Origin of the sequence: Zobellia uliginosa (assembly GCF_900156625.1) — a bacterium.
GTDB lineage: Bacteria > Bacteroidota > Bacteroidia > Flavobacteriales > Flavobacteriaceae > Zobellia > Zobellia uliginosa.
In genome coordinates, this window is sequence record NZ_FTOB01000003.1 from 318500 (window position 1) to 340071 (window position 21572).

The 21572-nt window shown below is 42.8% G+C and carries 15 protein-coding genes and 1 pseudogene; 7 read left to right on the forward strand and 9 right to left on the reverse strand.

Annotated features, from left to right (window positions below; genetic code table 11):
• Window positions 1-51: 51 nt before the first annotated feature.
• The 9 genes and pseudogenes from BW980_RS09905 to BW980_RS09945 all read right to left on the reverse strand — a co-directional run bounded on the left by BW980_RS09905 (window position 52) and on the right by BW980_RS09945 (window position 10428).
• Window positions 52-393, reverse strand: a complete 342-nt coding sequence (locus tag BW980_RS09905; RefSeq protein WP_013996008.1) for an L-rhamnose mutarotase — start codon at window positions 391-393, stop codon at window positions 52-54.
• Window position 394: 1 nt separating this feature from the next.
• Window positions 395-1738 carry an L-fucose:H+ symporter permease gene (gene fucP / locus BW980_RS09910; protein WP_076455069.1) on the reverse strand — a complete coding sequence of 448 codons (1344 nt, stop codon included), beginning with the start codon at window positions 1736-1738 and terminating at the stop codon, window positions 395-397.
• A 25-nt stretch (window positions 1739-1763) separates the two neighbouring features.
• The gene (locus BW980_RS09915) at window positions 1764-2558 is read right to left on the reverse strand and encodes an SDR family oxidoreductase (RefSeq protein ID WP_076455070.1); all 795 of its coding nucleotides are present in this window, start codon (window positions 2556-2558) and stop codon (window positions 1764-1766) included.
• Between the two features lie 89 nt (window positions 2559-2647).
• A complete protein-coding gene (locus BW980_RS09920; RefSeq protein WP_076455071.1) occupies window positions 2648-3475 on the reverse strand; it encodes an amidohydrolase family protein in 828 nt (275 codons plus the stop codon).
• 28 nt (window positions 3476-3503) lie between these two features.
• A complete protein-coding gene (locus BW980_RS09925; protein WP_076455072.1) occupies window positions 3504-4952 on the reverse strand; it encodes a tagaturonate reductase in 1449 nt (482 codons plus the stop codon).
• Window positions 4953-4990: 38 nt separating this feature from the next.
• Window positions 4991-6643, reverse strand: coding sequence for a UxaA family hydrolase (locus tag BW980_RS09930; protein ID WP_076455073.1), 1653 nt, complete (start codon window positions 6641-6643; stop codon window positions 4991-4993).
• 37 nt (window positions 6644-6680) lie between these two features.
• Window positions 6681-7697, reverse strand: coding sequence for a zinc-binding alcohol dehydrogenase family protein (locus BW980_RS09935; protein WP_076455074.1), 1017 nt, complete (start codon window positions 7695-7697; stop codon window positions 6681-6683).
• Window positions 7698-7873: 176 nt separating this feature from the next.
• Window positions 7874-9415, reverse strand: a pseudogene (locus BW980_RS09940) (alpha-L-fucosidase).
• A 173-nt stretch (window positions 9416-9588) separates the two neighbouring features.
• Entirely contained in the window at window positions 9589-10428 is an 840-nt protein-coding gene (locus tag BW980_RS09945) for an AraC family transcriptional regulator (RefSeq protein ID WP_076455075.1), read from the reverse strand.
• A 185-nt stretch (window positions 10429-10613) separates the two neighbouring features.
• Between BW980_RS09945 and BW980_RS09950 the strand changes: the two genes are divergently transcribed.
• From BW980_RS09950 to BW980_RS09980, 7 genes are all read left to right on the forward strand, one after another.
• Complete coding sequence (locus tag BW980_RS09950) at window positions 10614-11777, forward strand: cytochrome P450 (RefSeq protein ID WP_076455076.1); 1164 nt, start codon at window positions 10614-10616, stop codon at window positions 11775-11777.
• A gap of 4 nt (window positions 11778-11781) precedes the next feature.
• Window positions 11782-12090 (forward strand): 2Fe-2S iron-sulfur cluster-binding protein, encoded by a 309-nt coding sequence (locus tag BW980_RS09955; protein WP_013995998.1) that lies wholly within the window; start codon window positions 11782-11784, stop codon window positions 12088-12090.
• Between the two features lie 7 nt (window positions 12091-12097).
• The gene (locus BW980_RS09960; protein ID WP_076455077.1) at window positions 12098-13354 is read left to right on the forward strand and encodes an NAD(P)/FAD-dependent oxidoreductase; all 1257 of its coding nucleotides are present in this window, start codon (window positions 12098-12100) and stop codon (window positions 13352-13354) included.
• A 43-nt stretch (window positions 13355-13397) separates the two neighbouring features.
• Entirely contained in the window at window positions 13398-14516 is a 1119-nt protein-coding gene (locus tag BW980_RS09965) for a Zn-dependent alcohol dehydrogenase (protein WP_076455078.1), read from the forward strand.
• 8 nt (window positions 14517-14524) lie between these two features.
• Complete coding sequence (locus BW980_RS09970; protein WP_076455079.1) at window positions 14525-15316, forward strand: alpha/beta hydrolase; 792 nt, start codon at window positions 14525-14527, stop codon at window positions 15314-15316.
• Window positions 15317-15421: 105 nt separating this feature from the next.
• Window positions 15422-17038, forward strand: coding sequence for a sulfatase (locus BW980_RS09975; protein WP_076455080.1), 1617 nt, complete (start codon window positions 15422-15424; stop codon window positions 17036-17038).
• A gap of 1343 nt (window positions 17039-18381) precedes the next feature.
• Window positions 18382-21564 carry a SusC/RagA family TonB-linked outer membrane protein gene (locus tag BW980_RS09980; protein WP_217694798.1) on the forward strand — a complete coding sequence of 1061 codons (3183 nt, stop codon included), beginning with the start codon at window positions 18382-18384 and terminating at the stop codon, window positions 21562-21564.
• Window positions 21565-21572: the final 8 nt, after the last annotated feature.

Genomic DNA, 21572 nt, shown 5'->3' on the forward strand with positions numbered 1-21572 from the left:
ATCCTATTTAGGTTTTCTACTACGCTCAGCTTGTTTTTATAAGGTTTCTGTTTAGAGTTTAAAGATACGCTCTAGTTCGATCCACTTTTCTCCATTTTTGGCCCATGGTAGGCTTTGTTGGTACTTCCACATCAACTGTTCCCATTCTTGTACGTCTGGGTTGTTGGCGTCCATTTCGGCTTTCCTTTGGGCATCGAAGGTTTCGTCGACCTCCATGATCATGAACATACGGTTACCGGTCAAGAAAATCTGCATATCGACAATACCGGCATCTTTAATACTCTTTGTAATGGCCGGCCGGGCATTGCCCTCGGCGTGGTATTCTTTGTATTCGGCAATAAGTTGAGGGTCGTCTTTGAGATCGCAAGAGTAACAATAACGTTTTGTTTTCATTTTAGGCAATTTTTGATTGGGTTACTTTAAAGGCATACATTCCGTAGAAGGCAACAAAAAGTAGGCATATCATTGGCAATAGGAAGGAAAAATGAATTTCGGTGATGTTTCCGGCTATTTTATCGCCAAAAACTTCTTGGCCGTTTACGGTATCCCCAAAATCCATTATACTAGCTTGAAGCTTTGGTAAAAAAGCCCCTCCTACAATCGCCATAATAAGTCCTGATGAGGCCAATTTGGCTTCTTCTCCCATATCTTTAAGTGCGAGACCGTAAATGGTAGGAAACATAATCGACATGAATACCGATACCAAAACCAAAAAGACCAAGCTTAGGATGCCTGTGGTCATAATAATACCTCCGCACATCAAGGCAGCGGCAACCCCAAAATAAGCCAACATCTTGGCAGGGTTTATTTTTTTCATCAAGGCCGTTCCGATAAAACGTGTGGTTACAAAAGAAACCATGGCGGTAATATTCCACCAAGTGGCGTCTACACCTAAATTTTGTGATTCGTTCAGGTATTCTACCAATTGGAAAATAGCCGTCCAACACATAATTTGGGCGCCTACATAGAACATTTGCGCTATTACCCCCAATAAAAAGGTCTTACTTTTAAAAATACGGTTTACCGATTCTTTAACGGATAGATGGTCGCCCATGACCATGGCGGGAATTTTGGTTTTCCAGATAACAAAAAAGACCAAGGCCACAAAGAGCCCTACGGCTATGTAGGGCCCACTAATGATATTTAGGTCAAAAGCTTTGATTTCCGCAGCTTTTTCTGCCCCTAAGGCAACAATTTCGGAACTATCGGCATAATCGGCCGAAAGAATGCGGTCGAGCACCACGAATTTGGCAATGAGCATTCCTGTCAACGAACCGATGGGGTTGAACGATTGGGCCAAATTTAATCTTTGGGTCGCCGTTTCCTTATCGCCCATGGAGAGTATCAAGGGGTTGGATGTGGTTTCCAAGAAGCCCAATCCACAAGTAATTACGAATAACGAGATCAGAAAGTAAGTGTATGATCCGTTTTCCGCCGCCGGATAGAATAAAATGGCACCAAGGGCATAAAGGGCCAAACCAAGCAGGAGGCCTGATTTGTAACTGAACCTTCGAATGAACAATGCGGCGGGAATAGCCATAACACCGTAACCGAAATAAAATGCAAATTGCACATTGTAGGCCTCTTCGTTAGAGAGGATCATTACCTTTTTAAAGGCGGCTACCATTGGATTCGTCAAATCGTTGGCAAAACCCCAAAGCGCAAAAATGGAGGTTGCCGCAATAAAGGGTACTAGCAAGTTTTTGGGAACTACAGGTATCTTGGTGTTTTTTGTCATGGTTGTATTTTTAAAGTTGGGTTGTTTAATCTTCGGTCAGTAAGGAACGGTCTAAATGCACATAGCCGCCATCTACAAAAATAAATTGGCCTGTGGTATGCGATGACCTGCTGGAAATGGTAAATAAGCAAGTATCGGCTATTTCATCGGTACTCGTCATTCGGTTTTCCAATGGGATTTTCTTGACGATAGACTGCAATTTTTCTTCACCATTGGGCAAGGTTTTTATCCAAGTATCGTATGAAGGGGTCCAGCTTTCTGCAATAATGATGGCGTTTGAACGAATTCCGTGTTTGACCAGGTCAACGGCCCATTCGCGTGTGAGTCCGAGTACCCCGCCTTTGGAAGCCGCGTAGCCAGAGGTTCTTCCTTGGCCGGTAAGGGCCACCTTGGAACCTATGTTCAGAATGTTTCCTTTCGATTTTATCAATAGGGGCAAGGCATGTTTGACAATAAGGAAATAGCTTACCATATTGAGCTTAAGCGAATCCATAAACTCTTCATAGCTGGCATCAAGGCCAACACCGTCGTTTACTCCCACATTGTTGATGACCGCATCGATACGACCATATTTTTGGGCGATAGTATTTACGGAATTTTCAATTTGTTGTGGGTCGGTAACATCGGTCTGGCAGAAAATGGCATCGATACCTTTGGCTTGAATTTTTTCTATATAACCGAAGCCTCTGGCATTACGGTCGATTACCGCAGGGATGGCGCCTTCTTCGGCCAAACGTTGTAATATGGTCTCACCAATACTGCCTTCCTTTCCAGCAGCTCCACTGATTACCACTACCTTTCCTTTTAAATTTAAATCCATTTGTTCTTTATTTTTTATTACTGCCGAGAATACATTTTATCGGGTCTTTAATAGTAGGTGTCCCGTTTGTACCGTTTGGGCAATGGGGTTTATAAGTTATAGAATGCCTCTGCGTTCGCACCCATGATCATTTGCTGGTCTTGTTCGCCAAGGGTTGAAATAAAATCGGTTACCACACCCTTTACTTGGCCGTAATTACCGGCGACCAGGCATACGGGCCAGTCAGACCCGAACATAACACGTTCGCTACCGAAGGCTTCAAGTACCAAATGCATATAGGGGTGCAGTTGCTCGGGAGTCCATGAGTTATAATCGGCTTCCGTAATCATGCCCGATAGTTTACAGCATACGTTTTCTTGTTTTCCTATTTCCTTCATCAATGAGGCCCAACCATCGTAAAAGCCGTCTTTGATGTAAGGCTTCGCGATATGGTCAATAACAAATCTCTGGTTCGGGAACTTTCTGACGAACTCCAATACGGCCCCTAATTGATGGGGGAATACCAGAATATCGTAAGTGTAATCGTATTTTTCCAACAATGAAATTCCCCTTATAAAATTAGGTCGGAGTAAAAAATTATGATCGGCCTCACCTTGTACCACATGCCTCCACCCTTTTAAGAATTTATCGGCACTGTACTTTTCCAAGACGGAATCGATATGCTCTGATCGAAGGTCTGCCCATCCGACAACCCCTTTGATAAAGTCGTTCTGCTTGGCCAGTTCCAATAAAAAATCGGTTTCTTCAAGGGTTTGGTCGGCCTGCACGGCAACGCAGCCATCAATTCCATTTTCCTGATATACCTTTTTTAGGTCGTCAGGAAGAAAATCTTTGCGAATAGACGACATTTCGTCATCGATCCAGGAGTGTTTGACCGGTTCGTAATTCCAAAAATGTTGGTGACTATCTATTGTCATTTTTCACTTTTTTTAAACAAGGTTCAGGTTATAGCTTTCTCAAGCAAGAAACAATTCCCTCGGCTTCTATATTTTGTATGTTCTCGGCAATACAGTTTGTCAAACCCTGTATTTGGGTTAGGTCTTCTCCCCAAATAGCATCGTTTTTAAGTACGGTTTCAACAAAATCGCTAAGGTTGGAAGTGCCGTCATCCACTTTTTTCCATGCCGAAGCGAAGAAAGCAAGAACCGCCTTATCGTCGTTAAGATTGATTGTTTCTCCCCTAAATTCCCCCTTGTAAAAACGGAGCAAAGCCGAAAGTCCGAATACGATACGCCTTGGCAATTGGCCTTGGGTATTGTAATAGTCCTTTAAGGTAGGTAAGAGGCGGGCAACGAACTTTGACGTACTGTTTAAGGAAATACTGATGAGCTGGTGTTTCAACAGTGGGTTTCTGAAACGATCGAGTACGTCGGCAACAAACTTGTTCTTTACCTCATTGGGAAAGTCAAGCGTTTGGGCAGCTTCCTCTAAAAGAAGGCTTTCCGTAAAATGGCTTACATCTTCGTCTTCCATAGCCTCTTTTACAAAACGGATACCGGCCAAGTAGCCTACTGGAACCATTGAGGTATGGGCACCGTTCAAGATGCGTACTTTCATCTCGCGATAGGGGGCGAGGTCTTTCACAAACTCTACATTGAGGTCGGTTTCGGCAAAGGGAAGTTCTTTTTGTACCGCTTCATCGGCCTGAATTACCCAACTGTGGTAATATTCCCCGGCCACCAAAAGTTCATCGTTATAGCCTAACTCTTTTTCAATTTCATCGGCGCGGTCCGTAGGGTAGCCCGAAACGATGCGGTCTACCAAGGTACTGCAGAAATGGTTGGCCGTATGGATCCAATTTTTAAAATCATTATCTAGGTTCCAATGGTCGGCATATTGCAGCACGGTCTTTTTTAAGGCGGTTCCGTTGTCTTCGATCAATTCGCAAGGTAGTAGAATACAGCCTTTATCTACGTCTCCCTTAAAATGTTTAAACCGATGGTAAAGCCAAACGGTCAACTTGGCGGGAAATTCCCTAGGAGGGTTGACATCGAATTTATCGTCGGCATTGAATTTGATTCCGGCTTCCGTGGTGTTTGAAACCACAAAGCGCAAATCTTCGTTTTCCGCTAGTTTTAAATAGCTGGCCCATTCGTTATAGGAATGGATTACACTTTGAACCTCGGTAACCAGTGTTTTCTCGGCCACCAGTTTTCCGTTCTTTATACCGTCTAGAACGACCGTAAAAAGGCCGTCTTGGTCATTTAATTCAGAATAATCGCCTCCAGCGGTAGGTTTTACGATGGCTATGTCGCCGTTGAAATCGGTTTCTTGGTTGAGGACGTGTACCATCCAATCAACGAAGGCCCGTAAAAAATTGCCACCCCCAAATTGCATGACCTTGATAGGACGTTGAATTCTGTTAGGTGTGGTCGTATGGTTTAAAATGTGCATTAATTAGCTTTTTGTTAAATTGGTGTTAGTTGCGATGATCAGAGAGAAATACCCCTTTTCCAAGGAATAAAGTCCTCTTGGCCCAATCGTACGGCGGCGGGAACAATTTCCCCACTCGCTACCTTGATGATATAGTTAAGCAGTTCTTCGCCTTTGGTTTCTATGGTATCCTCGCCCGTAATGACCGTTCCGGTATTAAAATCGATAATGTCTTTCATACGTTCGCTTAGGGCGTTGTTGCTCGACAATTTGATTACGGGGGCAATTGGGTTTCCTGTTGGGGTGCCTAGGCCTGTAGTAAAGCAAATGACATTACAGCCCGATCCCGCAAGGCCCGTGGTGCTTTCCACATCGTTCCCCGGTGTACATAGCAGGTTGAGTCCTTTTTTCTTTACGGGCTCGGTATAGTCAAGTACATCGGTTACGGGACTGGTCCCTCCTTTTTTCGCGGCACCGGCAGATTTCATGGCATCGGTAATGAGTCCGTCCTTTATATTTCCTGGCGAGGGATTGTTTTCGAATCCAGAACCAACCGATACGGCCTTTTCTGAATAAGCCCGCATTAATTTTGCGAACTTTTCTGCATTTTCCTCGGTTTGGCAGCGGTTGATCAATTCTTGTTCGACCCCGTTCAGTTCAGGAAATTCTGAAAGAACCGTAGTCGCGCCTAAGCCGACCAATAGGTCGGAGGCGTACCCCAAAGAGGGGTTTGCCGAGATGCCTGAAAAACCATCGGATCCGCCACATTCCAGGCCTAAGACCAGTTGGCTTACGGGAGCTGGTTTTCTCTTCGTTTTATTGGCTTCGATCAGGCCTAAAAAGGTCTTTTTTACGGCCTCTTCTATAAACTGTCGCTCGCCCTCACTTTTTTGCTGTTCTAGTACATAAAGCGGTTTTTTGAAATTGGGGTCGCGTTTGGCGATGGCCTCTTCAAGCAACTTAAATTGGGCATTCTGGCAACCAAGGCTTAAAATGGTTGCGCCCGCCGTGTTAGGGTGGGTGATGTAACCGGCCAAAAGGTTGCAAAGCGTTTCGGAATCTTGGCGTATGCCGCCGCATCCACCGTCATGGTTTAAAAACTTGATGCCGTCAACATTCGGGAAGGTTCGGTTTTGCTTAATTTCTTCCGGAGTCTTGATGATATCCGAAGCCAAGAGTTCGTTTTCGGAAGCCCCGTTTTTATATTGGTCGACAAGAATTTCGGTATCGACCACAAAATCGGTAGCCGTATGGTAGCCCAGTGATTTCAAAAGGGCGGATTTCATGACATCGACATTTCGGTTTTCACAAAAAACCAAGGGAATGACCAGCCAATGATTGGCCGTACCTACACTGCCATCGGCTCTGTGATATCCGTTGAAGGTAGCATCTTTCCATTTGCTGACATCCGGGGCCTTCCAGCTTAGTTTCTCTTGGCCCACTTCGTACTCCGAAGAGGCATGGACCACATTTTCGGTGGTTATGGTTTCGCCTTTGGCAATAGGTTTGGTGGCTTTGCCGACCAAGGAACCGTACATGAAAATGCTATCACCGGGGTTGAGGCTGCAAATGGTGAATTTATGTTTGGCCTTGACCTTGTCGGTCAATTGAAAGCGGTCGTTGTTATGTTCTATATCAGAACCTTTGGGAAGGTCCGTAAGTGCGGCCAGAACGTTATCTTCTGGGTGTATTTGCAAAAATTGCTTTGACATTGTTCTTTACTTTTGTCGGTGCTTAAATGCGATTCGTTTATTCGAAATCAACGGTAGCCTTGATCACTCCGTTCGCCGGGTCTAGCCAGCCATCGAAATTGGCGATCATTTCGGTGTAAGGAACATTGTGTGTAATAAAGGAATCGATGGGAAACTCACCTTTTTCCAAAACGGAAATTACATGTTCAAAGTCTTCCAAAGTGGCATTTCTACTGCACATAATGGTCGTTTCCTTAGCGTGGATCTTAGGGTGGGTAAATACCAATTCTCCCTTAGAGAGCCCTACCAATATATATCTTCCTCCATGCGACATGTAATCGGGACCGGCTTCAAGGGCTCCTTTATGGCCTGTGGCATCAAAAACCGCCGTGGCTAGATCGCCTTTGGTGATTTCCGAAACTTGGTCTACGGCATCTTTTCCTCCTAAAACCACATAATCGACACCGATATCGTTTTTAGCGTAATCTAGGCGTTGTTGGTTCATATCTATGGCAATTACTTTGGCCCCCGCAATTTGTGCGAGCTTCATGATGCCGATTCCTATAGGCCCACAACCCACTACAACTATGGTTTCGCCAGGTTTTATACCGGCACGTCGAATGGCGTGTGCCCCGATCGCCAAAGGTTCGACCACGGCCATTTGGTCGTCGGTCAACTGTTGTGCGGGGATTAGTAGGTGGGCAGGTACGGTAATTTTTTCTTGCATCCCTCCATCGGTGTGAACTCCCAAAACTTGGATATTCGTGCAACAGTTGGTCTTTCCGTTTCTGCAGGCGATACAGGTGCCGCAACTTACATAGGGCATGACGACCACGTTGTCGCCCGCTTTGATACCTTGAGGATTCTCATCTATTTCAACTACTTGCGTAGCCAATTCGTGACCTAGAATTCTCGGGTAGGTAAAAAATGCCTGGTTGCCCGCATAAGCATGTAGGTCGGTACCACAAATACCTACCTTTTTCACTTTCAATATGGCTTCGCCGGATTTTCTTATCGGTTCTTCTTTTTCTTTAAGAATGAACTCGCCCGGTTTTTCACATACAATGTACTTCATGTATTTAATCTGTTTTTGGTCACATTTATATTAAAACAATCTCTTTCCTTATAGTAGTATCCCGAAATAAGGGAAATACCCTATTCACTGTGGTGTATTACTGAAAAAGAGCGCACCGTGACTGGTGCGCTCCTAAAATTAAAAAAACTAACTCAACTAACTTCTTTATTACAGTGCTATAACGATATTTCCAGTACGTGTGCAAATTCTCCCGTCTTCGACCCTAGGTCCGAAATGTTGAGGCCATCGTCATTTACTTCAAACTCTATTTTGCTGTCGCTACCTAAGAGTTTTACACTTTTGATATTCAGATTTTTACCGTGTTCGCTGGATTTCCCCAATGATTCTATGTTGACTTTATTGCCTTCTGGCCATTCCATCATGATCGCATACAGTTTGTCGCCCTTCTTTGTAAAGCGAATATCCTGACCAGTAAATCCTTTGTTTTGTCCTTCGCTGTGATGGCCCTTTTTGACTTCTGTGGGGCCTTCGCCGAAAGTGCTCTAGTATTCCGTATCGTAAATCGCTTCACCGTTTACGTTTAACCAATCTCCGATTTGGAACAATATTTCTTTTTGGTCTTCTGGAATGGTACCGTCTGCTTTCGGACCTACATTAAGTAAAAGGTTTCCGTTCTTGGATACGATATCGACCAGGTCGTCAACAAGGCTGTTGGCCGTACGTGACTCCCAGTTGGTAACGTAACACCAAGAATTCTTTCCGATAGAGGTATCGGTCTGCCAAGGGAGCTTTCGAATACCGGGAAGCTTTCCGCGTTCCAAATCGTAGATTACGGTACCTTCAGGAAAGGCCTCATGATCAAAGTTCTTGTCATTTATTACCACTTCTTTGCCCCATTCCAATCCTTTGTTGTAATAGTATGCCGCAATTTTTGGACGGTATTCCTTGTAATCGGGAATATCGAGGTAGAAATCGAACCAAAGGATGTCCGGTTGATAGTTGTCGATAAGGTCGACCGTTCTGTCCCACCACATTTTCTTGAATTCTTCCGATACGGGCTCGGTCAGGTCTTTTCCTTTGGGGGAATAGAGGTCGGCGTATTCGGGGTCGGTGGTGTCAAATTTGTCTTTCTTATTATAAAATGACCAGTTGAAGGCATAGTGGGATGAAGCCCCCATAATCATACCCTGGGCGCGGCCTTCTTTAAAAAGCTCGCCTAAAACGTCTCGTTTAGGCCCCATGTCAACGGCATTCCATCGGGTTGTATTCGATTTGTACATGGCAAAACCATCATGATGGTCGGCAACGGGAATTACATATTTGGCCCCTGATTTCTTGAAAATATCGATCCATTCCTTGGCATCGAATTTTTCGGCCTTGAACATCGGTATAAAATCTTTGTAACCAAATTCTTTTTGGTCTCCGTATGTCTTTTTATGGTGTAGATATGTTGCGTTAGGTCCTTTTTTTCCCAATTTCAACTGGGCACTGAAGGTGGCGGTATCCATATACATCTGGCGTGGGTACCATTCCGATCCATAGGCAGGTACCGAATAGGCCCCCCAGTGAATGAAAATACCAAATTTGCTGTCGTTGAACCATTCGGGGTCTTTATAGTGTTTTTTAATAGATTCCCAATTCGGTTCAAATTTGACCGCAGTTTCTTGGGGAATGTCCCCTTCTTTTTTCTTTTCGGCTTTCGACCCACATGAGGTGAGTAGGATGCCCGTCATTAAAAGTGTAAAAATTCTATACATTAGAATACTTTAAAAGGTTGGTATACGCAATAAATAATTGATGCGATTAATGAGTGGCTAAATTGCAACTTAATGATAAAAATGATAGAGCGAATTGGTCAAATAAGTATAACAAATGGTTATTTAGTTGATTTGTAGTCTTTTTGTCAGATCAAAAAAACACGTTTTTTTTACTAGACTTTCGCATACTTTCGTTGATAGGCAAGGGGAGAGCAGCCCATAAACTTCTTGAACTGCCTGTGAAAGAAAGGTAATGATTCATAACCGCAGGCAAAAGCAATATGGGAGACCGAGTCATGGGTGTCAAGAAGCATCCTTGCGGAAATATTGATGCGGTATTCGTTTAAAAAGGTAAAGAAAGGACGCCCCATCATTTTGGTGAAAAATCTAGAAAACGATTGTTCCGACATATTGACCAGGTCGGCCAATTCCTTTAAATAGATTTTTCGGTTATAATGCATTCCTACAAAATCGTGGATATCCGCCATTCGGTTACCGTATTCCGAAGGTAGGTCGTCTATAAAGCTTGCGCTCGATAAGGTAGTGTAATCGCAATCGGCCAATTTTACCAATAATGTGAGCAATTGAATATATAGGTCGTGCCCTCCTAATTGGGGACATTGTTTTAATTGGGATATAAGCGGGGCGGTTGCCCCTTTGTCGAATAAAATTCCCTTGGAGGCGGTTCTTAATAATTGAAAGAGCTTGGCCAATTCGGGTACTTTAGGAAAAACGCCAAGGTTCCATTGGACCACTATCGATTTTGATAGTCCTGTTTGTTCGGTATTGTTTTTCCAGCAATGGGGAAGGTTTGAACGGAGTAGCACCAATTCACCAGGTTCATACGGACCTACGTAATCACCCACGAATTTTGTCCCTACACTTTCCTCTATATAGGTCAACTCATGTTGCGGATGAAAGTGCCAAGGAGTCTCAAAATTCTTTTTAGAATGATAAAAACTCGTAATGGTCCGTTGTTCGTCTAAATGTATGGGCTCTAATATGGGTTGCATCCAAAGAACTTTTACAAGGGCGAGATGCCGTTTGAAGTGATTTATTTTATCCTAAAATATGTAAAAATTGAATATGAATAACAAAATAAGGTACTTATTTGCTAAAAAAGGCAACTGATGATGAGTTTGGAATATTGATTTTTGTACCAATCCAGAAAGTCCATTATTAAACTAATACTGTTGGAATGAAAAAAAGTGAGCTTCCAGACCCGTTTGAAAAAGCGAGGGAATCAAAAGGTTACGGGGAAATGAACGATCAAGATGATCCTGTGACCATGCTTTTGAGACATAAAGACGTTCGTAAAAGTGCGCATAATTATAAAACGTTTCAATCTGGGGCGGTTCCGGGGCGAATCGTAATTCCTTCAGAAGTGAATATACGTGACACCCGCCAAATACCTTTTGAAGTCGATCCTCCGGTTCATGGAGTATACAGGGCTATTGTAGAGCCTTGGTTCAAAAGACCCTTACAAGCGGAATACCAAGAGCGATTAAGGTCTCAGATTTCGGAAATCGTAGAAGAGGCTTTACAAAAAGGGAGTGTAGAGGTCGTAACCGATTTTGCCCTACGCTTGCAGTCAAGGGCCTTGACCTTACTCTTAAATACACCGTTTTCGGAATCGGAGACCTGGATTTCTTGGGGAACCCATGTATTTCGAAGTGAAGGGGAGGCGCTAGACGGCGATAAAGCCAATATTCTTTACCATTATATAGATGAACAGATCGACCGGGCCAGTGAAGATCCTGGAGAAGACATGTATTCCGTACTTTTAAATTCTGAGTTCGAAGGTCGGAAATTGACCAAGGAAGAAGTAAAGGGGGTAATGGTGTTGACTTTTGCAGGAGGACGGGATACCGTCATCAATGCGGTTACCAATTCTATTGCGTACTTGGCCGAACATCCCGAAGCGTTGGAACGATTGCGAAAAGAACCTGAGATTACCGGTAGGGCGGTGGAGGAAATGATCCGTTATTTTTCGCCCCTTACACAAATGGGGCGCGTGGTAACCGAAGATGCCCATGTATGTGAACATGCGGTAAAGGCCGATAGTAGAATTTCGCTGTGTTGGGCTTCGGCCAACAGGGATGCCGCTGTTTTTGAGAATCCGAACGAAATCGTGCTGGATCGGAAGGTCAATCCACATGTAGGCTTCGGTTTTAGCCACCATAATTGTTTAGGGGCGACCCACGCTAGGCAGATATTGAAAATCTTGCTTCAGACCTTGGCACAAAAAGTAGCTTCGTTCGAAATATTGGACTACAAGGAAAATATAGAGGATTTAGACCACTTTCAGCGTAAAGTAGGTTTTCATAATATTCAAATAAAATTCAACCCTTTAACAAAATAAATTTATGGCAAAAATCACTTTTATCACCAGTGACGACGAAACGATAACTTTAGAAGGAACCTCGGGTTCGGTAATGGCCTTGGCCGTTGAGAACGGGGTGCCCGGAATAGATGGCGATTGCGGCGGGGTTTGTTCGTGTGCTACCTGTCATGTACACGTGACGCCCGAAGACATGGTGAAAACAGGGAGTGCCAGTGAGATAGAGACCGATATGCTTGAGCTAGATGACAATGCTGACGAGTACAGTAGGTTGTGTTGTCAAATAGAGATCAGTGATGCCATAGATGGCGTGGTCCTAAAAGTTGCCAAATAAAGAGGTGATGTCAGATATCCCGAATAATGAACCGAGTTGCGTAGTAATCGGTGCTAGTCATGCCGGAGTAAATTTTGCCTTTGCCTTACGGCGGGAAGGTTGGAACGGATCGATATGTTTGATAGACGCCGATTCCGTTTTGCCCTACCATCGGCCGCCCTTGTCTAAAGCTTATTTGACCAGCGATGAAGGTATAGAGAAAAACCTTCTAAAGTCAAAGGAAAGCTATATAAAGGACCGTATTGAGCTAAAGCTTGGGGTTTGGGTCGAAGCCATAGATCGAGAAAGCAAAACAATTATTCTGGCCGACGGAACAACGATGGCCTATGACAAACTTGTTTTAGCTACGGGGGCACGGCCGATTATGCCACCTATACCCGGTTTGGATACGGCAAAGAATCTTTTTCCGCTTCGATCTGCCGCCGACGTGGCCAATATCAAAAAGACGGTAGCCGAAAACGAATCGCTTCAAGTTGTTGTTATCGGTGGAGGGTATATTGGACTTGAGACGGCTGCGTCACTAAAAAAACTTGGTGCATCCGTTACCGTTTTGGAGCGCGAATCACGCATATTGGCCAGGGTTACCGCTCCGGAAATGTCCGCTTTTTTTCAAAAATTGCATCATGATAACCACGTTTCGGTCCTTACCGAAAAGAACGTAACTTCTATAGAACCGGCATCGACCGGGAATACCGTAGTTTGCTCCGATGGAAGTAGTTACCCAGCTGATATGGTCATAGTGGGGGTAGGGATACACGTAAATAAAGAATTGGCCGAAAAGGCAGGTTTGACCATTGAAAATGGCATTCGGGTCAATGAAATGGCACAGACTAGCGATGCATCTATCTATGCTATAGGTGATTGTACATTTCATTATAATCCACATTACGACCGCTATATAAGGTTGGAATCGGTACAAAATGCCGTTGATCAAGCGAAAATTGCGGCGGCGGCCATTGCGGGTAAAAAATGTTCTTACGATAGCCTACCTTGGTTTTGGTCTGATCAATACGATGTGAAGTTACAAATGGTAGGCCTGTCCGATGGTTATGATGAGGTAGTTGTGCGCGAAGAGGCGGATAGGCCAAATTGTTTTTCGGTCTGGTATTTTCAGGGAGACACCCTTTTGTCCGTTGATGCGGTAAACAATGCCAAAGCCTATGTTTATGGAACAAAGTTTATTAAAGGAGGGGAGAAAATTGATAAATCTAAATTGGGCGACCCAAGGGCCGAATTCAAACCGGCAAATCTAGTAGCTCAATAACAAAATATAAAAGTAGCTTAGAACTACGTAAAAAGAATAAGAAATGTCTATTCAATCAAAGAGTGCAGTAGCTAAAGGAGATGGTAGTTTTACCATTACCCATGTAACCGTTGCAGAGCCAAAGGCAGACGAGCTAATCGTAAAAATAAAGGCAGCCGGTCTTTGTCATACGGATTATGATTCCCTTAGCTGGGGAAAACCTATTGTTATGGGACACGAAGGGGCCGGGGTTGTAGAAAAGGTCGGTCCTGATATCAAAGATCTAAAAAAAGGAGACCAAGTTCTCTTGAATTGGGCAACACCCTGTATGCACTGTTTTCAATGTCAGGAAGGCAATCAGCATATATGCGAGAACAATTCTCCCGTAGTGGTCGGAGGAAACGGTCATACTCCGGGACATGCGCATTTGGAAGGAAGCCAATGGGAAGGAAAGCCTATAGAGCGATCCTTCAACCTAGGTACCTTAAGCGAGTACGCTTTGGTCAAAGAATCTGCCGTGGTAAAAATCGAGGAGGAAAACCTGAATTTTTCAGCAGCGAGTATTATCAGTTGTGGTGTAATGACAGGTTATGGTTCTGTGGTCAACTCGGCAAAATTGGCTGCAGGTAGCTCAGCTGTAATATTGGGTTGTGGTGGAGTCGGACTTAATGTGATCAATGCTTGTGAGATTTCAGGTGCAGGTAGGATCATTGCCGTGGATATCAATCCCAATAAACTTGAATTGGCGAAACAATTTGGGGCTACGGATATTATTTTGGCCGATAAAACCGATGTAGGTTTGGCGAATGTTGCCGAACGGGTAAAGGAAATGCTTGGCGGTAGTGGAGCTGATTATGCCTTTGAATGCACCGCTATTCCTGCTTTGGGAGCAGCGCCCTTGGCTATGGTGCGTAATGCCGGAACGGCCGTTCAGGTAAGTGGTATTGAAGAAGATATCACTATAGATATGCGCCTTTTTGAGTGGGATAAAATCTACATCAATCCCCTTTATGGAAAATGTAGGCCTCAAATAGATTTTCCAAAACTCATGCAATTGTATAAAAAGGGCGACCTTAAATTGGATGAAATGATTACCAAAGAATACAAATTAGACGATTTGCAACAGGCATTAGACGATATGTTGGCCGGTAAAAATGCAAAAGGAGTTGTAGTTTTTGATTAAAATAAAACATGTTTAGAACCACCGAAATTTCAGATGCCGCTTTCGAAAGTGCCAATCTTCGTTTTATTACCGTAAAAACCGAAAAACTAAGGGGGAGAGGGGATATTTGTGTTTTTGTACCTCCAATGGCCGACTTGGAAGATTTGCCGCTGGTTATTTTGTTACATGGGGTCTATGGCAGTGCCTGGGTCTGGTCTCAAAAAGCCGGGGTGCACATTTCCGCACTTCAAATGATGGAAAAGGGCGAGATTCCCCCCATGGTAATCGCCATGCCTTCAGACGGACTTTGGGGAGATGGTTCGGGGTATCTTCCGCATCATCAAAAAGATTTTGAAAGTTGGATCGTTGACGATGTGCCCAATGCCGTTATCGAGAATGTTCCATCCGTCAGTAAAAAATCGGAATTGTTTATTTCCGGACTCTCCATGGGCGGCTTCGGGGCCTTGCGGTTGGGAGTGAAATATCACGACAGGTTCAAGGCTATTTCGGCACATTCGTCCATTACCGATATTGCGCAAATGGAACTCTTTGTAGAAGAACCCCTCGATAGCTATGTGCAGGAAGACCTTTCCGAAAATACAGTCTGGGGGCTCATAGAAAAAAACAAGGCCTGGTTGCCCAACCTACGGTTCGATTGTGGCACCGAAGATGATCTTATCCCTTATAATAGGACGCTTCACAAAAACCTAGAGGCAAATCGTATTCCACATTTATACGAAGAGTTCAAAGGGGCACACGAGTGGACTTACTGGAGTGAGCACGTTAAGGACAGTCTTCGGTTTTTTTCAAGGTTCTGTTAGTTTTTTAACGAATCCATTCCATTTATTGACTTTTGCGCCGATTGAATCGGTCTATTTTATTATTTACTACCTTTCGGATACATCAAATTGAAAATTCCAACAGGTATGAAGCACGTGCTCTATTCCGTTATAGCCTTAAGTATATTGGTCTTTAGCGGTTGTAAAAACGAAGAAAAAAAAGTTGAAAAACCGCTAGGAACGCAGGTCGCTAAACCCAATGTACTCTTTATTTTGGCCGATGATTACGGTTATCATGACCTGAGTTTTACGGGTAGTAAATTTTATGAAACGCCCAATATTGATAGAATCGCCAAAGAGGGTATGGCCTTTACCAACGGATATGCGGCAAGTAGGGTGTGCAGTCCTTCCAGGGCGAGTATTATGTTAGGAACCTTTACGGCCCGACACGGAATAACCGATTGGATAGGGGCGAAGGCAGGAACGGAATGGCGCAAGACCGGCCGCTTTAATAAATTGCTGCCGGCGGATTATGAGCATAAGTTGCCGGCCGAGGTCGTCACTTTGCCAGAGGCTATGAAAGCGGCTGGATACAAAACGTTTTTTGCGGGAAAATGGCATTTGGGAGAAAAAGGCTCTTGGCCTGAAGATCACGGTTTTGATATCAATATAGGAGGATGGGATGCCGGAAGTCCGAAGGGGGGATATTTCTCGCCATACGATAATCCAAATCTCGAAAACCGAAAAGATGGCGAAAACCTGAGCATGCGTTTGGCCGAGGAGACCGTTACCTTTTTAAAGGAGAACGATCCGAACAAAACCGGAAAACCCGTCTTTGCCTATCTTTCCTTTTACGCCGTTCACGGACCTATACAGACAACAAAGAAAAAGTGGGCGAAATATAGAAAAAAAGCGGTAGGCAACGGGGTGGCGGACTCGGGCTATAAAATGGCGAAATATCTTCCGATACGTCAGGTGCAAGACAATCCTGTCTATGCCGGTTTGGTAGAGACAATGGATGACGCCGTAGGTAAGGTTTTGAATACCTTAGATTCACTTGGTTTGGATAAAAATACCTTGGTTGTTTTTACTTCCGATAACGGAGGGGTGTCCGCAGGAGATTCGTTTTCAACTTCCAACCTACCATTGAGAGGAGGAAAGGGCTATCAGTTTGAGGGAGGTATACGTGAGCCTTATTTTATAAAAGCACCTTGGTTGCTAAAGGGGGGGGCATCTACTTCAGAGCCCGTAACCGGTGCCGATTTATATCCGACCATACTCGATGTGGTGGGTGTCGACCTGAAACCGGAACAACATTTGGACGGAAAAAGTCTCTTACCTATTTTAAAGGGAGGTCATATGGAGGAAAGGGCACTGTTTTGGCACTATCCGCATTACGGAAACCAAGGAGGGGAGCCCTCCTCGATTATACGTAAGGGCGACTGGAAATTGATCCATTACTATGAAGATGGCCGGGAAGAACTGTACAATCTCAAAAACGACCTTCAAGAATTATCGGATGTTGCTTCGGAGAATCAAGATTTAACAAAGCGGTTGAGCGAGCAATTGTTTGCTTATTTAGATGATGTAGGGGCCCGATACCCCGAGAAGGATCCTGACTATGCTCCTAAAAAGGAAGAGGCCTATCTCAAAAAAATTGAAGAAGTAAAAATGCCCGCCCTTGAAAAACAAAGACGCGACTTTTTATCCGCTGATTTTGACCCTAAGGATAATTGGTGGGGGAGTAATCTGACAAAGGATTAGATAAAGATACTTTGTGGTTTTGTTTGTCAATAAATAAGCGAGTTAAAAAAAGGAGGTGAAATTCACCTCCTTTTTTTGTTTAAAATGAAACGAAATCGAGTATTGAAATTACCGCAATATATTGCCGTGAACATGATTCGGTTGACAAAGAGGAAAAGTGTCTTGTATCAGTTGAACCATAGGTATAACCCCGGCCGAAACAACTGAAATACAAAATCCAGTGCTTTCGGCTCGTCAATACCCTAATATTCAAAGAGTATCTTCGGAAAAATAAGACCGCCAAAATATAAGCCTTCCTAGAAAAATGCCGACCCTTGGTATTTCTTCTATGAACGAACAGAGCATTCTATTGATGTCATGCGTGCATTACGCGATGAGCTTAAGGAATCGGCTATGCTTAGGTGTACTACTCGGCTCTACGGGAACCATTTTGGAACAGGTTCCTTCTTCTTACCCTGTTAAACTCTTTGTTGAGCCCGGTACCCAATTCCATTTACATACTTCTGTGGGGGGTAAATGTATATAGGCTCATATACCTCTAGGGGAAGCTAAGATGGCTTTATAAGCGAATCCCTTGACCAAGTGCGAAAAACACGATAACTAAAAAACAGGTTTAAAAGTGTGTTAAAAAGTTAGAGAAGAGGGGAATGCCGCAGATAATAGTGAGGATATAGAAGGGATTAATTGTGTGCGGCACCAATATTTAATGAATATGCTTATCCGGTAGCCGCACTATAGATTGCGGTGCCATATGGCAATCTTCCGGTTTCAGAATCCGATAATAAGGAAAAGATCGTCTTTAACTATGTGATGAAAATTTCTATAAAACTTGGTTCTGTGACCCAGTCTCTATAAAACTATTTTCCGATTTGTAAAATACTTACACTGAACTTATTGTGCAAGTGTGTTCTCATTTAATATGCTTTAATGTCAAAAAAAACGATCATTTCTGTGGGGTAAAACCTTCATGTACCTTATAATCAAGTTTTTGAAAAAACTCCGAAATCGGTTTTTTATATAAGGGAAGTTAAAGAAATCTTAAAAAAATAGTAGCGAAATATATCGATATATCAAATATTTATATATTTTTGGTTCAAATATGAAACTAGTTTCGTATTTGAACCATTTGTTTTTTGGAATTATCATCCGAAGTTTTGGAAATAGATGTTCATACGGAAAGCTGATTTTGCTAATGGCCTTGAACTTAAAGGAAGGCAAGAAGGAACACTGGATTTAATTAGACCTAAAAAGAGTACTGTGTCGGTATAGATATAGTATAAGCTACGATAACTCAATTGACTTTGGGTGAAAACTAACACTCAATTAACTTAAATCAAACAAAAATGAAGCTTTTGAAATTTTTGAGAATGGGAGTTTTTTCTGCCATTTTTTTCTTGTTTTCGAGCCATATTCAGGCGCAAACAATGGTGACGGGAACCGTTTCCGATGAACAAGGCCCTATTCCCGGGGCCAACATTATGATTAAAGGGACCTCAAACGGGGTAACGACCGATTTTGATGGAAACTTTAGTATTGAAGCATCCCCAGAGGATGTACTTGTTATTTCTTATCTTGGTTATGGCACCCAAAACATTAAGGTGGGTAATCAAACCGCATTGAACATCACTCTACTTACCGATCAACAACAATTAGATGAAGTTGTGGTTATTGGTTATGGAACAAGAAGTAAGGATGCCCTTACCAGTGCAGTATCTACGGTTGATAAAAATTATCTTGAACAACAACCGGTTTCAAATGTAAGTAAAGCCCTTCAGGGTAGTGCTTCGGGGGTGACGACAATTAGTGCCTCTACTCCAGGAGGTGATGCCGAGGTACGAATACGGGGTATGGGGACTATAAATAATAACGGTCCACTATGGGTTGTTGATGGTGTTCAAGGTGCACAATCTCCTCCTCCAGGACAAATTGAATCAATTCAAATCTTAAAAGATGCATCCTCTACGGCTATTTATGGTGCAAGAGGAGCCAATGGTGTTATTTTGGTTACCACGAAAACCGGTAAGAAGAATCAAGCAGTGAAGCTGGATATCAGTGTGAAAACGGGCATGAGTTTTTCGGATGCTAAATATGATATCATGACGGATCCTCAATTGATAGGAGAGATGTTGTGGTTGGAGTTAAAGAACGATGGCCTGCCACAAACTAATGCCCATTTCGGAAATGGGGCAACACCGGTTCTTAATGAGTACTTATATCCAAACGGAGGGGTTTCAGGTGCGGCCAATGTTAATCCTGCCTTGTATGACCAAGTAAATTACCCCATTACCAAATCAAATCCGCAGGGAACGGATTGGTTAGATGAAATATATCAACACGGTTTGATTCAGAATTACGATTTGTCATTGATGGGGGGCTCTGAAAAAACCTCCTATTCCTTTCAGGCAGGTTTTCTTGAAGAGAATGGTATACTTAAGAATACGTCATTTAATAGAATTTCTTTCCGGTCCAACGTTGATTCAAATCCTTTTGAATGGTTAAATATTGGTCAGCGTTTAGGGGTTACTTACGGAGAAACCAAAGGCTGGGGCGGCAACAATTCACATAACAACTTATTTAATCAAATTTATTTGGCTAGTCCATTGGTTCCTGTGAAGGATATTGCAGGAAACTGGGCTGGTGGTGTTGTTGGTGGTGCTAATATTAATGACGGCCCTAATCCTGTAGGTTTTTTAGATAGACTTAAAGATAATAGTAATAAAAAATACAACATTACCGGAAATGTTTATGCAGCGATTGAACCTATTAAAAACGTAACAATCAAGACTTTGTTAGGTTATGATGTAGATTTGTTTAATAATTTCTCACCTTCTTTTGCTGCTTGGGAACAAGATACAGGTGCTAAATCTACTACTCTTACCGAAAGTAGCGCCAATGAAACACGTTGGAACTGGACCAATACATTTAACTATAAGAATACATTTGGAGAAGACCATAGCGTAGATTTTCTTTTTGGTATGGAATCTTCAAGAATAGCATATAGAAATATTTCTGCATCTAGACAGGAGTACCTTTCTAATGATATCAATTTTTTAGTCTTGGATGCAGGTGCTAGTAACCAGTTGAACAATGGTAGCGGATTTGCGTCTACATTATTTTCCTATTTCTCTAGAATTAATTACGACTATGCAAAAAAGTATATTTTAGACTTGACTGTACGGCGTGATGGTTCATCTCGTTTTGGTGCTGAAAATAGATATGGAATCTTTCCAGCTGCATCTTTAGGTTGGGTGGCGTCAAAAGAGAATTTTTTGAGTGGTACTGAAGACTGGCTGAGTTATTTAAAATTTAGAGCAAGTTGGGGGCAATCGGGTAATGATCAAATCGGGAATTACAATAGTTTCACTACATATGAGTCGGACCCTGGATCATCTTATTATGCTATTGGTGGGTCGGATAATACGATTACTCAAGGGTATCAGTCTTTGGCAATTGGTAATCCAAATGCTAAATGGGAAACTACCACCTCTACTAATATAGCTTTTGATGCCACTTTATTTAGAAAATTGGATTTGTCTGTGGATTTTTGGAAAAAGGATACTGAGGATATGTTGTTTGCCGTGGCAATTCCGCAAGTTGTGGGTGATGTTATTGAACCTTCGGTAAACGTAGGGGGTATGTCAAATAAGGGGGTAGATATATCGCTTTCGTACCGTACTTCAGCATTGGATGATTGGTTTACCCTTAATATGTCGACCACGTTTACGGCTTATAAAAATGAGGTCACCAAACTTTCTGATAATGGGAATGAGTTTATACAGGGGTTTCCAACACGTCAGCAAATCTATACTAGAACGGAAGTGGGAAGATCTTTTCCTGAGTATTATGGTTACGTAGTTGATGGTATTTTTCAAACGCAAAGTGAAGCGGATGCACATGCTACTAATGGTACTTATAATGAACCGGGTAATTTGAAAGTAAGAGATGTAAATGGCGATGGGGAGATTACTCCAGAAGATCGTACTTATATAGGTAACCCCCATCCGGATTTTACGGCAGGTTTCCGTTTAGGTATGGGATTTGGAAATATTGATGTTTCGGCAACACTTTATGCTAGTGTGGGGAATGATTTGGCGAATTACACAAGTAGATTTACCAAATACGGACTTTTTGAAGGGCCAAATAGTCCGGAAAGATTATATAATTCATGGGGTAGTCCTTACCTAGAGGATAATAATGATGCTACTTTACCTAAAGCATCTACTTCAACCGGATTTGAGCAAAATGCTTCAACGCTTTATATAGAGGATGGCTCTTTTTTACGTATTCAAAACCTACAGGTGGGGTATACCCTTCCTGATGAAATAATAGAAAAGCTGCACCTTAAACATATGAAATTGTATGTAATTGGCTCAAATTTATTCACCTTTACCAACTATTCAGGGCTAGATCCTGAAATTAGTGCTAAGAGAGAAAATGGCGTTCCACAAGAAATTGACCGAGGGGTTGATGTGGGTACTTGGCCAATATCTAAACAAATCATGTTGGGATTGAATATCTCATTGTAATTTTAAAA